The organism is Fructilactobacillus sanfranciscensis (assembly GCF_029023685.1).
Lineage (GTDB): Bacteria > Bacillota > Bacilli > Lactobacillales > Lactobacillaceae > Fructilactobacillus > Fructilactobacillus sanfranciscensis.
This window is the reverse complement of sequence record NZ_CP118925.1, coordinates 169,882-185,277: the sequence shown is the minus strand read 5'-3', so window position 1 is coordinate 185,277 and position 15,396 is coordinate 169,882. Positions and strand designations below refer to the sequence as shown.

15 protein-coding genes and 1 pseudogene are annotated in these 15,396 nt (G+C 42.5%); all 16 read right to left on the bottom strand.

Annotated features, from left to right (window positions below; genetic code table 11):
* Positions 1–8: 8 nt before the first annotated feature.
* The 16 genes and pseudogenes from PY770_RS00920 to PY770_RS00845 all read right to left on the bottom strand — a co-directional run bounded on the left by PY770_RS00920 (position 9) and on the right by PY770_RS00845 (position 15,373).
* Positions 9–932, bottom strand: coding sequence for an IS30 family transposase (locus PY770_RS00920; RefSeq protein WP_275045983.1), 924 nt, complete (start codon positions 930–932; stop codon positions 9–11).
* A gap of 253 nt (positions 933–1,185) precedes the next feature.
* Positions 1,186–2,418 carry an oligosaccharide flippase family protein gene (locus tag PY770_RS00915; RefSeq protein WP_275045982.1) on the bottom strand — a complete coding sequence of 411 codons (1,233 nt, stop codon included), beginning with the start codon at positions 2,416–2,418 and terminating at the stop codon, positions 1,186–1,188.
* Between the two features lie 25 nt (positions 2,419–2,443).
* Positions 2,444–3,223 carry a LicD family protein gene (locus PY770_RS00910; RefSeq protein WP_275045981.1) on the bottom strand — a complete coding sequence of 260 codons (780 nt, stop codon included), beginning with the start codon at positions 3,221–3,223 and terminating at the stop codon, positions 2,444–2,446.
* A gap of 7 nt (positions 3,224–3,230) precedes the next feature.
* Positions 3,231–3,725, bottom strand: coding sequence for an LbetaH domain-containing protein (locus PY770_RS00905; RefSeq protein WP_275045980.1), 495 nt, complete (start codon positions 3,723–3,725; stop codon positions 3,231–3,233).
* Positions 3,726–3,810: 85 nt separating this feature from the next.
* Positions 3,811–4,476 (bottom strand): hypothetical protein, encoded by a 666-nt coding sequence (locus PY770_RS00900; protein WP_275045979.1) that lies wholly within the window; start codon positions 4,474–4,476, stop codon positions 3,811–3,813.
* 48 nt (positions 4,477–4,524) lie between these two features.
* Positions 4,525–4,782 (bottom strand): annotated as a pseudogene (locus PY770_RS00895) (transposase); the annotation flags it as partial.
* A gap of 48 nt (positions 4,783–4,830) precedes the next feature.
* Positions 4,831–5,621, bottom strand: a protein-coding gene (locus tag PY770_RS00890) for an IS5 family transposase (protein WP_251954186.1) whose coding sequence is annotated in 2 segments (ribosomal slippage) — positions 4,831–5,345 and positions 5,345–5,621 — 792 coding nt in all. Because the reading frame shifts where the segments join, the coding sequence is not laid out codon by codon here.
* Between the two features lie 356 nt (positions 5,622–5,977).
* On the bottom strand, positions 5,978–7,384 hold the full coding sequence (gene sufB / locus PY770_RS00885) for a Fe-S cluster assembly protein SufB (RefSeq protein WP_275045978.1): 1,407 nt from the start codon (positions 7,382–7,384) through the stop codon (positions 5,978–5,980).
* On the bottom strand, positions 7,377–7,817 hold the full coding sequence (sufU, locus tag PY770_RS00880) for a Fe-S cluster assembly sulfur transfer protein SufU (protein WP_215680425.1): 441 nt from the start codon (positions 7,815–7,817) through the stop codon (positions 7,377–7,379). The genes sufB and sufU overlap by 8 nt, the downstream gene beginning before the upstream one ends.
* A complete protein-coding gene (locus tag PY770_RS00875) occupies positions 7,814–8,989 on the bottom strand; it encodes an aminotransferase class V-fold PLP-dependent enzyme (protein WP_275046087.1) in 1,176 nt (391 codons plus the stop codon). Before PY770_RS00875 ends, sufU begins: the two co-directional genes overlap by 4 nt.
* Before the next feature lies 1 nt (position 8,990).
* Positions 8,991–9,650, bottom strand: coding sequence for a SufD family Fe-S cluster assembly protein (locus tag PY770_RS00870; protein ID WP_275045977.1), 660 nt, complete (start codon positions 9,648–9,650; stop codon positions 8,991–8,993).
* Positions 9,651–10,032: 382 nt separating this feature from the next.
* Entirely contained in the window at positions 10,033–10,809 is a 777-nt protein-coding gene (gene sufC, locus PY770_RS00865; protein WP_275045976.1) for a Fe-S cluster assembly ATPase SufC, read from the bottom strand.
* A gap of 14 nt (positions 10,810–10,823) precedes the next feature.
* Positions 10,824–11,411 carry an anaerobic ribonucleoside-triphosphate reductase activating protein gene (nrdG, locus tag PY770_RS00860; protein ID WP_215680431.1) on the bottom strand — a complete coding sequence of 196 codons (588 nt, stop codon included), beginning with the start codon at positions 11,409–11,411 and terminating at the stop codon, positions 10,824–10,826.
* Positions 11,412–11,421: 10 nt separating this feature from the next.
* On the bottom strand, positions 11,422–13,572 hold the full coding sequence (nrdD, locus tag PY770_RS00855) for an anaerobic ribonucleoside-triphosphate reductase (protein WP_215680433.1): 2,151 nt from the start codon (positions 13,570–13,572) through the stop codon (positions 11,422–11,424).
* A gap of 323 nt (positions 13,573–13,895) precedes the next feature.
* Positions 13,896–14,693 (bottom strand): IS3 family transposase, encoded by a 798-nt coding sequence (locus PY770_RS00850; protein WP_275045975.1) that lies wholly within the window; start codon positions 14,691–14,693, stop codon positions 13,896–13,898.
* Entirely contained in the window at positions 14,690–15,373 is a 684-nt protein-coding gene (locus tag PY770_RS00845; RefSeq protein WP_215680436.1) for a helix-turn-helix domain-containing protein, read from the bottom strand. Before PY770_RS00845 ends, PY770_RS00850 begins: the two co-directional genes overlap by 4 nt.
* Positions 15,374–15,396 lie beyond the last annotated feature (23 nt).

Genomic DNA, 15,396 nt, shown 5'->3' with positions numbered 1-15,396 from the left:
GAACGAATTTAATGACGTAAATTAAGCAAGAAGATCTCGATTGGTGTATGCCAATTAAGACATTTAAGTGGCCGTGAATTCAAATACCAATTAATTTGAACCAATTGGTGATCACTTAGTTCTTCAATGGCTTGGCCTTTGGGAATAAAGCGCCGCAAAACTCGGTTACGGTTCTCATTACTGCCTCTTTCATGCGGTGAATAGGCATGGGCAAAATAAACCTGTGTACCAGTTCTCCGTTCAATTGTCTGATAGTTAGCGAACTCTTTACCATGATCTACGGTAAGCGTCTTGAGCTTGTCTTGAAGTTGACTAGCTAGTTCAAGTACGGCTTGAGTCATGGACTGACTGTCGCGACCATGGAGCCGTTTAACAATTGTCAGGCGACTCTTACGCTCCACAAAAGTAGCCACAGCTTGACCTTTACGTTTACCAGAAAGTACGGTATCAGCTTCAAAGTGGCCGAATTCCTGGCGAGTTTCGACTTTATGAGGACGCTCCTCAATGGAGCGGCCGTGATTGAACGTACCACGCTTTTCTTTAGCACGATGACGACGAATTCCATGATCAGGCAAATCGGGCAACTGTATATCAAGCCATCCTTGATCAATCCAGTTATAGACCGTCTTGTAGGCAATCCCCACCACATGGGCAACTTGTTCAGGGGACCACTTCTGGACTTGAATCTTTTCCTCGATCAAGTGTTTAAGGTTTTTAGTGAGCGAAGACTTCCGCCCCCGTTGACTAACCTTTCGTTCAAAGTCAGTTTGCGCTAGCCCAGCCTGGTACTCACTATTTAGCCGGTGAAGTTCGTTAAAGATGGTGGTCTTACTAAAGCCTAAGTAGTTAGCGATGTATCGCCAGGAACGTCCTTCATTATGAAGCGTTTCAATGACAACACGGTTCTGGAATGATAAAATAGTGGTGCTCATCAAGGTCCTTCTTTCTAATGGATTGTGTGGTAACACCATTAAAGACCTTGATGGGTTTTTCTGTCCACTTAAATGTTCAACTTAAATTTTACAATCTGCCGTCCGAACAGCGTTCGGATTAATTTTACAATCTACCTTATCAGCAATTTTTTTATAATTAAGCAATACTTCTTTATTTTTCCCAAATAACTTAAAAATTCAAACTGATACCTATCCATCATTTTATGTTATTACTCCTATAATGAAAAGTTGGTTATTCCCTAAACAGTTCTCTAAATCTATATACGTATAAGATTCTGAAAATTGCCATAAACAATTCAGTTATTGTTCTCACAAAAATTAAGAGCGGAATAGTAAAGTCCTTAGTAACTATTAATAATGCAAGGCCAATTACCTGAAGGATTGCAGTAACCACAGTTGTTGTTGTTGTTTCTCTGACTTTATCAATTGCCCCGAGCAAAGGCCAACCAAATAAAATACTGAAAAAACTAATAATCAGTAACGGAATAGTTTCTTTTAAATACCATGCAGCGACTATGTATTTTTGTCCACCTATTATATACATAATAAATTTTGCACCAAAAAAAGTTGTTAATCCGCCCATAATTAAGAAAGGTATAAAGAATAAGATAATCTTAATAAATAATTCTAAATTTTTTGTTTTAATCATATGCGGATATATTCCATCAGAGATGGGAGAATACATCGATTGTACTGCGCCAACAAAGGACATGGTTATACCCCAGAAAGCCACATCAGATACTGATAGGAATATACCAACGAAAAGTGTATTTAATGCTCCAAAGGCTGTAGTTGCCACATCAGAAAGAAAATATGTGAAAGAAACACGTATAGAACGAATCACCTCTGAAATACTATCCTTACTAATCTTAATGCCAAGCTTACGTACCTCACTATGTACCCAGCAAACAGCACAAAACGAACCCAGTATATCTAACATCGGGATCATTATTAATTGTGACTCACTCTTAATCACAATAAAGGTAAGAAATGTAGATATTCCTTTCATTATAAGATATCTCATGGTTACTATCTGCATTTTCTCTAAACCTCTAAATAAATAATCATATAAAAAAATAGAAAGGAAAGGGGAAACAAAAGAAAGTAAGGTAAACAAGATATGTCTTGATAGCAATGGTATAGTAAAAATCATAACAAATAAGACAAATAATGAAATCAAACTCAAAATTAGTTTTCCTTCGGTTATTCTCCCAATGATCTTTCCTATTTTCTTTTTATCAGATTTTGCTTCTACTATATCCCTCGTTCCTGAAAGAATGAATCCAAATTCTATCACTAAAGTTGCATATGTCATAATAGACTTAACATAACTAACAACACCATAACCCTCAACTGAAAGTATTCGAGTAAGATAAGGCAAAGTAGCTAGTGGTAAAACTAGTTGAGTAATATTCATTATGTAGAGCATAATAATATTATTAGCTAATATTTTATTTCCTTTCATTAAAGCCTCTCATCTCAGAATATATTTATTTAACAAATAACTCGAATCCATGATGTCCTATACGTTCTTCTTTCGGAGGAAATTTTCTCCAATCTCCGTATACAATTTTTAACCATTTCTTATACTTAGTGATAACCTTGAACTTTTGAGATTCAAATTCTAAATTTGTATAATTATTAAACCACTCTTCTGGAACAGCCTGACCAAGTCTATCGTTGCTCCAAGTAGAATCAGTCAAAAATTTACTATTATCAAGAGCTACATATTTAAACGCCAGATCTATCATCTTATCTCTGTAATGACTACGAAATGGCCGCGCTATAAAGTGGGCAGTGTTTTTTACTAAGTTCTTACTCTTCGAATCAGTAAAAGCTAACTTTTTATGTAACCTCTCTAATTTTTCAGTATAAGTACGAGTATCGGTTAATGGCAATGGGATCATAGGAAAAATGTCTAAAAACGCTCCACCCTTATCGGTTGTTTTATCAAATTTACAAATTGTTGCATTATTCTCAATTTTTGCAAAAGGATATCCATAATTTCGCTCGGTGGTTCTATAATGCAATGTATATTTTTTATTATTACCAATTAATTCAGGCAATTTTAACATTCTCAAATAATCATTATAGGGCATTACAATGTCTAAGTCATCATCCCATGGAATAAATCCTTTATGCCTTGCAGCACCGATTAACGTTCCATAAGCAAGACTATATCTAAGGTTATTTTGAGTTAAAATCTTATCAGTATATACAAGAATTTCTAGAAGTAATTCCTGTGTTTCTTTCAAATCTAGTTTTTTCATGATTAATTTAGGATTCCTTTTTGTTATAATTATTAGAAATATGTTTGGCAGGTATACCAGCAAATACTGATTTTTCGATAACTATATCCCTAATAACTAATGAACTAGCACCAATAATTACTTTATTACAAATAGATGCCCCAAGCACTTTGGCACCCAACATTAACTCTACATCGTTACCAATTTGAGGATTTTTATTTTTATTTTCTCCAACAACACAAAAAGCAGAAATAGAAAAATTCTTCCCAATAGTCGAATTAGAATTAATTATTATTCCATTTAAATGCCAGATAACCAAGCCTTCCCTAATGCAGTTTATTGGTATTTCAACATTTACTCGGTGAGAAAACATTTTATAACGAATAAAATAGAGATAGAATACTAAGAAACTAACTATTCCCTTTTGATTAGACCAGTATTCAGTTCTCCTAAGTAACCTTTCGAATTTCCAAATTCTATGTTTAAAAGGGAGATGTGATGGTCTTTTATCAAGAATTTTCAAAGCCTTCTTATCACATTCAAGAAAATATTTTAATTTTCTTCTGTTTGTTATTCGATATTTTATATTTAACATAATTATTCAGGATTTACTCCTTCCTTAACCAGCCTGGGCAAAGAGAACAAATTGAAAAGACAAAAATGAATGTTAATGCATAAAATTGTAAAACATTTTCACAAAAAGCACCTACTTCAAAACTTATCATTATGGAATAGAGTATATAATAACCATTTTTGCATAACAGATAGTTACTAATAGCCAATGCAATACAGGTTGTTACTGCAAAAAGGATACCATATTGTAGAAGCAACAAAGTATAGCTACCATCTATTGTTCCCCAAAAGTTATATTCTCCTAGTTTATTAAAGGGTGGAAAAATAGATACTCCCATTTTCTGATAGTACCAGTTCCACATAAATAACCTATTTGATAGCCTCTCATTTAAGCGTAAACTTAAATATGTGGTGCCAAAATTCTTAGTTAATAACCAGAATTCACTTAAGAGAAAAAATGGTATTATTAATCCAACGATTTTTGCTATTATTAATTTAATTTCACTGCTTTTTTTAAAAAATAAAGTTAGAATAATAAAAAGTAAAAAGACAAACGTCATTGTCTTATCATCTATTACAAAATAGTTAATAAAAACAATAGTAGCAATAAAAATAATTTTTAAGCTTTTAACTAAATTACGCTCTTTTTTCTTTATGACTTGAACAAGTAAAAGTATAGAGGTAAAAGTAGGTAGCGTCAAGAATCTTGTGTAAATGAAATGCCTTCGTACATATAATATGTATCTAACTTAAATAAATGATGCTTTCAAGGTGTCCTGGAGTCCTTTGAACCCTCGGTGGATCCGCTTCAGAGACTTCTCGTTATAAACATTAAACTGAGAAACCAGGAAGCGATCCAGTGAATTTTCCGTTGGAAATTGTTCTTTGTGGTGGGTGGTGCGCTTGAGATGCTTATTAAAGTTCTCAATCAGGTTAGTGGAGTATAGTGATTGCCGGATAGCTGGGGGAAAGTCCATGAAAGTGAGCGGATTCGGCATTTTAAGAAACTGTCTAAAATTTCTTAAGTAATAGTGCTAAGAAACCGTTTGAGATCTTTAAAAGCGCCGCAATAGAACTGACATAAAGGCTAAGGTCATCATCGTGGCGCTCGTATATAACTGCCTTTCGCAATTTTTCCACAGTCGTCGACATTTTTCTACCCAACTAAAGGAGCGTTCAACTAGCCAACGTTGTGGCAACACTTCAAACTTGTGTAATTCATTACGCTTGGCGACCTGAACGGTTGCTTTTAAGTTTGTTTTAACATCAATGGCGAAGTTGGTACCGGTATAACCGCCATCAACTAAGACACTGCGGACATTTTTCAAATGTTCGGCGTGAAGGGCTAACATTGCACTGGCCCCGTCTCGATCAGAAACATTTGCCCGTGTGATGTGAATGGCCTGCGGAAAGCCATTGATATCAACTGCCAGATGGCGCTTAATCCCCGAGATCTTCTTACCAGCATCGTAACCTTTGTTTTCAGCGGTGGCAGTATTTTTAACGCTTTGAGCATCCACGATAATAAAGGAAGTTAACGCCGAACGATCTTGTTGAGATCGTAAGGTAAAGACAATTTTTTTAAAGCTTGGTCTAATAATGACGGCTCCGTTGGAGCCGACTGCTGGGACCACAAGCGAAAGTAAGTATAAACCGTTTGCCATTTAGGAAAGTCATGTGGCAGGGCTCGCCACTGGGAGCCGTTTTTCAATATGTATAAAATCGCACAAAAGACGTCATATAAATCAACTTGGCGGGGCTTTGTTCGTTGATGAAAGTTTTCTAATTCGGGACGAATCACTTCAAACTGCTGACGGGTGATATTACTAGGATAATTAGGCATGATAACTTCCTTTTTTGCAAAAGTATATCAAAGTTTAAACCAGATCTCAAACAGTTTCTTAGCAACCATCGGCGTCAAAATGCTGATCGTGGGTGTGCAAGCCGCCTTCCATCTTTAAAATAAAACGCGCCCCCAAAGTAGGCTAGTTCGTGAGCATTAACAAGGAATCGGTGGTTATGCATTACCATGGTTACCAATTCCCTATTAAGCAGTGCAAACTGACTTTGGGAGCACGTTTTGGCTCTATTATTTAAAAATGTTTTCCACTTTAATTTATTATCAATCGTTTAAGAATGGCGTTAATTCGCCGTTCTTTTTATTAGCAATAATTTTGCATAACGTTCGCAAATTTCACAGCTTTAGCCGATGCTGCCCGCCATATTAAACTTAATCAACCGGTCTAACTCAACGGCGTATTCCATTGGTAATTGCTGGGTGAAGGGCTCCAAAAATCCCATAATGATTAATTGAGAGGCGGTTGCTTCGTCTAATCCCCGACTTTTCAAGTAGTACAATTGGGCTTCAGAGATTTTCGAAACGTGGGCCTCGTGTTCAATCGTGCCGTCGCTCGTTTCAATGTCGTTAACCGGGAAAGTATCGCTGGCACTGTCTTGATCCATCAAAATCGTATCACACTCAACGTGGGACTTAGCCCGTTTGGCCGCCTTAGTGTATTTAATCAATCCTCGGTAGTCCGCCCGACCGCCGTTATGGCAGATTGCTTTTGAAACAATCGTGCTATGGGTGTTCGGTGCTAAATGGATCATCTTGGCGCCGGTATCCTGGTGCATGTTGGCACCCGCCGCCGCAATCGACAGCATCGAACCGGTGGCCCCCGCGCCCGTTAGGTAAATGCTGGGGTATTTCATGGTGACCTTTGAACCTAAATTACCGTCGACCCATTCCATGGTGCTATTTGCTTCGGCCTGGGCCCGCTTAGTTTCTAAGCTGTACACGTTCGTTGACCAATTTTGAATCGTTGTGTAGCGACAATAGGCATCCTTTTTAACGAACACTTCTACAACCGCGGCGTGCAGACTGTCCTCCGCATAATTTGGCGCAGTGCATCCCTCGACGTAGTTAACACTGCCACCTTCGTCGACGATAATTAGGGTTCGTTCAAACTGGCCCGTCCGGCCCGCGTTAATTCGGAAGTAGCTTTGGATCGGCACATCGGCATGCACATTTTTCGGCACGTATAGGAAAGTTCCCCCCGACCAAACGGCGGTATTCAAGGCGGCAAACTTATTATCGCTTGCGGCAATTAATTTACCAAAGTACTGTCGGACTAGTTCCGGATGCTGTTTCAAAGCTGAATCAGTATCCATAAAAATGATTCCCTGACTTTCTAAATCCTGTTTGATGTTGTGGTAAACCGCTTCGGATTCATACTGTGCCGCCGAACCGGCTAAGTACTTTCGTTCAGCTTCTGGAACCCCGATTCGTTCAAAGGTAGTCTTGATTTCGTCGGGCACGTCCTCCCAGTTGCGAGCAATGTGATCCGTTGCCCGCTGGAAATATTTAATTTCGTTCAGATCAATCTCACTAAGGTCTGGTCCAAAGCTCGGCATGAGCATGGATTGGTAAATTTGATAGGCCTGTAACCGCAAGTCTAGCATCCATTGGGGTTCGTGCTTCGCCCGTGAAATGGCTTGGATGGTTTTCTCGTTAATTCCGACCCCGGTTGAAAAGACCGGATGGACGTCATCCATCGGCCCCCATTCGTCCTTAAAATTTCCTGGTTGCGTTGGACTGACTTCATCCATCAAAAACTTCCCCTTTCTCCTTTAAACCTTCTGCGAGCGCGTGCCACGCTAAGGTACCGCACCGCACCCGCGTTGGAAACTGATGCAGACTAGCAAAAGCCGCTAAATCTCCCAGCTGATCGGAAACACAATCCTTTTGTAACACTAAATTTTGGAAATTTTCCCAGACTTTGCGGGCATCTGCTAGTGTGCGACCATTTAATTGCGCTACCATCATACTTGCCGATGCCATGCTGATGACACAGCCCGTCCCCGTGAAACCCAGTTGCTGGATTCGTTGCGCGTCAACTTCGGCATAAACCGTAATCTCGTCGCCACATTCGGGATTGCGCAACGTCCCGACACAATTTGCGTGGGGTACTTTGCCATAGCCCACCGGGTTTTTAGCGTGATTCAAAATAATTTTTTGGTATAACTCTTGTAAATTGTTCATGATAAAAATCGTCCCACTTGTTCTACCGCGTCCACTAAGCGTTGCAGATCGGCAACCTGATTTTCAAAGGTAAAGCTCGCCCGCACGACGCTACTAACGTTCAAAGCCTGCATTAATGGTTCCGCACACAGGTGTCCGGCGCGCATGGTCACTCCCGAAGCATCTAAAATGGTGGCCACGTCATGAGTGTGGTGTTTACCGACGTTAAAGCTAACCACTCCCACCCGTTGTTGATAATCTAACGGGCCGTAAATTTTAACTTCCGGCACTTCCTGGAGTTCAGTAAGCAAAAACTGCATTAAGCGTGCTTCATGCTTTTGGATAGCGGCAAAGTCCTGTTTTTCCAGATACTTCACGGCCGCTCCTAGCCCTAATACGCCAGCAACGTTGGGGGTCCCTGCTTCTAAACGGATTGGTAACGGCTGAAAAGTTGCTGAAGTTGGCGTAACCAAGTCGACCATTTCGCCACCAAAACGGACCGGTTCCATCTCCTCTAACCGAGCTAGCTTGCCATAGAGCACCCCAATCCCCGTGGGGCCAAACATTTTATGCCCGGAGAACGCGAGAAAATCGGCATCCATGGCGGTAACGTCAATTGGCAAATGGGCGACCGCTTGGGCAGCGTCTACCACTAAGATTCCGTCATACTGATGAACTAGTTGGGCAACCTTTGCCACATCAACCACCGTTCCCAACACGTTGGAAACCATCGTGAGCGCGACCACCTTGGTATGCGTATTGATAAGCTCTGCTAATTGGACATAATCCAGGTTACCTTGCGAATCCATCCCCACCATTCGCAAGCGCGCCCCAGTTTGAGCCGCCACCCGTTGCCAAGGCACTAGGTTAGAATGGTGTTCGAGTACACTGACGATAATTTCGTCACCCGGCTGCAACCACGGCTGTGCATAGCCGAAGGCAACCTGGTTTAACGCGTCGGTAGTCCCGCTGGTAAAAACGACCGACTCTGGCTGAGGAGCATGCAGCCACTGGGCGATTTGTTCGCGAACCGCTTCATAAGCGCTGGTGACTCGTCCCGCAAGCTGATAAATCCCCCGATGGACGTTGACCTTGTTAAACCGGTAATACTCGTCAATTACCGCTAAAACTTCCTCTGGCATGGGGGTGGTCGCCGCGTTGTCCAAATAAGTTAAACCTTGGTAATCCGTCATCTTAGCCAACCTCCCCGTTGCGCAAACGCCAAATCGGTTCCATAAAGTTATCAATTAAAATTTGTTTTGCCGTCGCCATCGGCAGTCCCCGACTTTGTAAGTAGTAAAGTTCATCTTCGTCATACTGGCCAACACTAGCGGCGTGGCCGGCCCGGACGTCGTTTTCGTCAATCACTAAGACCGGGTTAACGCTGCCCTTAGCATGCGGTTCTACGGTCATTAACCGACTTTCCTGGTCCGCGTCCGCATCACTGGCCCCGTGATCAATTTGGCCAATACTCGTAAAGTTAACCCGGGAATTTTCGTACAAAACTCCCCGCATGTTGATTCGGCTAAAAGTATGTTGGCCCAAATGCTTAATTTGACCACGGATACCCACCCAGTCATCTTGGTAGCCGTAACGCGCCAAGTTAAGGGTTGCCCGACTGCCGGTTCCAGCAAGCGTTACGTTTAAATCACCCAACAGCTGGCCTTTCGTTTGTGGCCACAAGGACCAATCGATGTTAGCATCCCGAGCACTCACAAAATCACCTAACAATAAACTTCGGATAGCTTGGTTGCTTTGCGTGTCGGTGATGAGTGTCAAATTACTTTCGTCCGCTAAAGTTCCCCCAATCAAACAGTTGGATTGGGGCACGTCTCCCGCTAAATCTAGCGTCAACTTCGTGGTCAGCCGACTATGGTCCCCCAAATCAAACCAAACTGTCCATTCCACGGGAAAAGCTGACTCCGTTCGCAAAGTTAAGTTTAGCGCTGGCGAAATTTCCGCGTGATCCGGCAAACTGATTACCACACCCTGGAGTTGGTTTTGCAAGTGCTGTTGCACAAATTGGTTGTCCGTGGAAGCTAGTAATTGGGGCAGCCCGGATAGTTCCGCTGTCGCACCATTAATGCGCCGGACCGTACCTCCCGCTGCATTAATAGCTTGCAAAGCTTCCGCGTTGGCCTCCCAGTCCCAAGTGGCGCTGGAAGAATCCGGCAAGGTAAAAACTGCGGGGTCATACCGAATTCCTAAAATTCGGGGATAACTTGCGGTCATCGTTTTATTCAAGGGAATCGCCATGGCTGGTTTCACTTCCTAACGTTTCCTCTAATTCAGCGTAGCCAGTCTTTTCCAGATCCGTAGCTAGTTCAGGGCCGCCGCTTTTAACAATCCGGCCGTCCATCATGATGTGCACCACGTCAGGCACCACGTAGTCCAACAGGCGCTGGTAGTGCGTAACCATCAAGCAGCTAAAGGTAGTACTGCGCATTGCGTTGATCCCCTTCGCCACAATTTTGAGGGCGTCAATATCTAATCCGGAATCAATTTCATCTAAAATAGCCATCTTGGGTCGTAACATCATCATTTGCAGGATTTCGTTACGCTTTTTTTCACCACCGGAAAAATCAGCGTTGAGCCCCCGATCCGCATATTCCGGATTAATTTCCAAAAATTCCATATTCGCTTTAAGCTGTTTTAAAAAGGGCAATACGGCAACCGGTTGGCCTTGGTTACGTGCGTTTAACGCTGCGTGAATGAAGTCGGCGTTGGAAATTCCCGCGACCTCCATCGGATACTGCATCGCTAAAAAGACTCCCGCCCGGGCCCGTTCGTCCACGCTCATTTCCGTGACGTCTTGCCCGTCTAACCAAATTTGACCATCTACAATATCGTAGAGCGGATTTCCCATAATCGTTTCCGAAAGCGTTGACTTCCCAGTCCCGTTAGGTCCCATCAATGCGTGAATTTCTCCCGGATTAATTTGTAAATTAACCCCGTTTAAAATGCGCTCATCACCCACATTGATCTTTAAATTTTTAATTTCTAACTTACTCATCAAATTCTCCTACCTTAACGAAGCAATTTATCCCAAATGACGACTTGGTTTGCGGCTAACGATTCAGGCACGTCGATAATTCGTTGGTTGGAACTTCCCCGAAATTGAAGCGTCAAATCTTTTTTAGCTTCTAAAAACCGGCCGTCCACCAAAATATCTAGTTCACTTAACAATTCCAATTTATCGTAAGATTCCTGCATCAGTTCGTCCCAGGTGTAACCGGTCCACGACCAAATGTCCTTGTCGTGCCCAAATTCTTGGCGCACCCGCCGGACTAGCCGCAAGCAAACCTGCGTGTTTAAGAAGGGTTCTCCGCCTAACAAGGTCAGCCCCTGTACGTAACTTTGCCCCATGTTTTCGATAATTTTGTCTTCTAATTCCTGCGAATAGGGGCGTCCGTAATGGAAATTTTGCGCCGCCTTGTTGTAGCACCCCGGACATTTGAATAAACAACCCGAAACGTACAAACTGCAACGAATGCCTTCCCCGTCAACCATGTTAAACGGCTTATAGTCGGCAATGTATTCTAAACTGCGATCCTTCGCCAGCCATTCTTGCGGCTGGGGATTTCTCGGTGTCCGTACTCGTCGTTGTCTAACCACGTTTTCACCCCTATTCCATATTTTTAACCCGTGATGAAATTTCTTTGTGCCGTCCGTGAACCATTGGCCGGATCATTGGGTTTCCTAAGTAACCACAAGTCCGTTTAACCACGTCACAAGTTTTGGGGTCGCGATTCCCACATTGTGGGCATTCAAAACCGCGGGCCGTGGGTTTAAAGTCGCCGTCGAAACCACATTTATAACAGTGGTCGATCGAAGCGTTTGTTCCTAAATAACCCACGTGGTCATAAGCCCAGGTCCAAACCGCTTCTAAAGCAGCCGGATTTTGTTTTAAATTCGGGTACTCACAGTAGTGAATAAAGCCGCCGGCCGCGTACTTCGGGTACTCTTCTTCAAAAGTAAGTTTTTCAAACGGAGTCGGATTTTTCCGGACGTCGTAATGGAAACTGTTAGTGTAGTATTCCTTGTCGGTAATGTCCTTGATCTTGCCGAATTTTTCAATATCATCCTCACAGAAGGTATCCGTCAGGGATTCGGCTGGCGTGGAGTAAACGCTGAAATGATAGCCGTACTCTTTTTCCCAAGCTAGGCACTGTTCGTACAGGTACTTCACGATTGAAACCGTGAAATCGTGGGCCTCCTGATTATCTTCCCAATCTGGACCGAAAAAGGCGGTTCCCACTTCGTACAATCCAATGTAACCTAACGATATGGTCGCCCGCCGGTGGTTAAACAGTTGGTCCACGTCGTCACCGTCCTTGAGGCGGACTCCAAAGGCACCATGCTTATACAAAATCGGTGCATTTTGCGGTTGGGTATCCCGGCATCGTTTAATCCGGAAGAGTAAGGCTTTTTTCGCCAACGCCACCCGGTCTTCCATAATCTCCCAGAAGACTTCCCGGTCCCCCTGGGCTTCAATCGCAATCCGTGGCAAGTTGACGGTTACGACCCCTAAATTCATTCGGCCGCTATTAACTTCTTCGCCATCAGCGTTCTTCCACGCTTGTAAGAAACTCCGGCAACCCATGGGCGCCTTGAAGTTTCCGGTTAATTCCACAATTTTGTCGTACATTAAAACGTCGGGATACATCCGTTTAGTTGCGCACTCTACGGCCAACTGTTTGATATCGTAGTTGGGATCTTCCGGATTTAAATTTATTCCGCGCTTAATTGAAAAGACCAACTTCGGGAAAATTGCGGTCCGGTGCTGCTTACCGAGCCCCTTAATGCGAACTTTTAAAATTGCCTTTTGAATTTTCCGTTCGATCCACGAAGTTCCCAGGCCAAATCCCACCGTGGTAAACGGCGTTTGTCCGTTGGAGGAAAACAACGTGTTAACTTCGTACTCTAACGCTTGCATTGCGTCGTAAATATCTTTTTTGGTTTTTTCCTTAGCAAAGGCTTCCCGTTGTTCGGGGAGCACCCATTTTTTGGCTTCCTTCAAGTGCTTTTCGTAATTTAATTTTGCGTAAGGCGCCAACATTTCATCCGTCCGGTCTGACGAACAACCTCCGTATTGGCTCGATGCCACGTTCGCAATAATCTGCGACATTTGGGCGGTTGCTGTTTGAATCGACTTAGGTGACTCCACTTCCGCATTTCCAATCTTAAAACCATTCGCTAGCATACTCTTGAAGTCAATCAAACAGCAGTTGGTCATTGAAGTTAACGGTGAATAGTCCAAGTCATGAAAATGAATGTCGCCGCGCAAGTGGGCCTTTGCTACGGTCTGCGGCATCATCGTTAACCCAAATGATTTGCCGACCATTCCGGCCGTTAAGTCCCGGCGGGTGCTGAAAATATTACTGTCCTTATTAGCATTTTCGTGAACTACCGTATCCTGTCCATTAAATAACTGGCTTAATTTATTTTGCGAGTCAATCGCGGCCTGCCACTTGGCTTCATCGGCTTGCCGATATTCAGCATATTTTTCCCACAAGTTGTCCCGTTGATAACCATGAAGGATTGTTTTGAAGACTGCCCGAATTTGTTCTACCGTTAATGGTGACGCCATTTGCTTTAGCTGTTCTAAAATCGCTTGCGTAATTTTTTGCCGTTCAACCTTGTCCGTGGTTAATTGATCAACCACCAACGCGATTTTATAGGGGTAAAATTGCATCCTTTCCCCATCTGCTTTAACTACTTGTTTTTGACGTAATTCAGTCCAAGCGTCGGTTGCGATTGCTTGCGAATTGATCATTTTAACCATCCGTCCTTTTCTAATTTTTTATTCCAATCTCGTTCAATTCTCGCTATAATAAACAGCGTTATTATTTTCTGTTTATTTAAAGCTGTTTGATATTCGAAACTGGCTTGATTGGTTTCTCTTTGCATCATAGATTACTCCGATTTTGCAAAAAGATAAAGGTTGAAAACACAAGATATATGTGCTTAGCAAACGATCAACCACTATATATGGTGCATGTAACGCATTTTAAAATAACAATCAAAAACCTGGTCATCGCAATTTGTACTAGTCCCTGTCAAGTTGACGGATAAAATAATATAATTTTCAGATACTTCTTAAGCGGCTTCACCGCGGTATTCAACCGCGGTGGAGCCGTTTCTTTGTATAGTTCGATCGACGTAATTGAAGTAGTAAATACCAGCTTCAATTAAATCGATTAATTCTTGTTTAGTTTTGGGCATCGGATAGCTATCTAACCAATTTAATTTAAATTCATTCCACCAACGCTCCATCGGCGCGTTGTCATACGGTGTTCCCGGTCGTGACATGCTTCTGACTACTTTATGATTGACCATTAAGTTGTTGAAGGCCTTCGAGGTGAAGACTGCGCCACGATCTGTATGCACCATTGGATGGACGTCACCAGTACGCTGAAAGGCTAAGTTGAATGTATCAATCACGGCTTCGCTGGTCTCGGTGGAATCTGATAACCAAACTTGGTTAGGCTGAGTTACTTGATTGAACTGTTGGTTTAACACGTTATCGCGCACTTCCTGCTCTGCCTGTTTTACCCGGTGATGTTTCTTGACTCGACTTTGACATTTAAGATGAAGAGCGAACATCAGTCGTTTAACGCGCTTAAACGAAACGTGGAAATCAATCGATTCGTCATGTTCAAGGTAGAACTTCATTTTTCCGGCGCCAATTTGCTGACGATGTTTTTCAAAATATATCACTATTTTTTGTTTGAGCAGTTCCTCTTGTTCATCCCAAGCTGTTGACTTGTGGTGAAGCCACTGGTTGTAGGCTTGACGTGAAAGGCCAATTTTACGCAGAATAATTGCTTGCGCACCGCGGGTCTTTGAACTAATGGCTTGGATACCTTGATAGGCTAATCTGTGTTGTGCATTCACTCCTTGTTCTGGATTTCTCGGACTTTTTTTAAGAAGAGGTCGTAGACCTCCTGTTCCTTAATTTGGGTTTTAGGCTGACGATTCTCTAGCCTAAGTCGCTCAACTTCAGTCATCTCTTCACTTGGTTTAGTGCGGCCACGGTGATCCTTAAGCGCTGTGTACCCACTTGCTTTGGCTTTAAGTACCCAAGAACGGGCTTGCTGATAAGATACGTTAAAGTGTTCCGCAGCTTGGAAATATGAATGTTCGCTTACTGTAACGTATTCGACAATTTCAATGCGTTCTTCAAAAGTTGTTTTCCGACTCATAATGCCGACCTGCTTTCTTGACGGCGTCGCCGTCAATGAATTATTGGTCCCATTATACTGGAATTTTTTAACCCAGTCTCGAAGTTGCTTGGTACTTCGAAGTCCAAAACGATTTTGAATATCAATCAAACTACCTTCCTTGTTCAGGTATGCTATCACGGCTTGTTGCTTAAGCTCTGAGTTATATCTAGTCCAGCTGTTTGATTCCCTTAGCCCGTCCAAACCACCTTGCGTATAAAGTCTTTGCCACCTGATAAAGGTGTCTCGAGCAATGCCGTATGATTTAAAGTATGCTGATTGAGTTAAATTAGTTTTTGCTAGCCCCAGAAGAATATCTAACTTTTCTGTGGCCGTAAACCTAGTTCTAGGCATAATAAAATCCCCTTAAGGTTGAC

Coding starts and splice junctions, on each gene's coding strand:
- PY770_RS00920 (WP_275045983.1), bottom strand. CDS start 932: ATGAGCACCACTATTTTATCATTCCAGAACCGTGTTGTCATTGAAACG.
- PY770_RS00915 (WP_275045982.1), bottom strand. CDS start 2,418: ATGAAAGGAAATAAAATATTAGCTAATAATATTATTATGCTCTACATA.
- PY770_RS00910 (WP_275045981.1), bottom strand. CDS start 3,223: ATGAAAAAACTAGATTTGAAAGAAACACAGGAATTACTTCTAGAAATT.
- sufB (WP_275045978.1), bottom strand. CDS start 7,384: ATGGATGAAGTCAGTCCAACGCAACCAGGAAATTTTAAGGACGAATGG.
- sufU (WP_215680425.1), bottom strand. CDS start 7,817: ATGAACAATTTACAAGAGTTATACCAAAAAATTATTTTGAATCACGCT.
- PY770_RS00875 (WP_275046087.1), bottom strand. CDS start 8,989: ATGACGGATTACCAAGGTTTAACTTATTTGGACAACGCGGCGACCACC.
- sufC (WP_275045976.1), bottom strand. CDS start 10,809: ATGAGTAAGTTAGAAATTAAAAATTTAAAGATCAATGTGGGTGATGAG.
- nrdD (WP_215680433.1), bottom strand. CDS start 13,572: ATGATCAATTCGCAAGCAATCGCAACCGACGCTTGGACTGAATTACGT.
- PY770_RS00845 (WP_215680436.1), bottom strand. CDS start 15,373: ATGCCTAGAACTAGGTTTACGGCCACAGAAAAGTTAGATATTCTTCTG.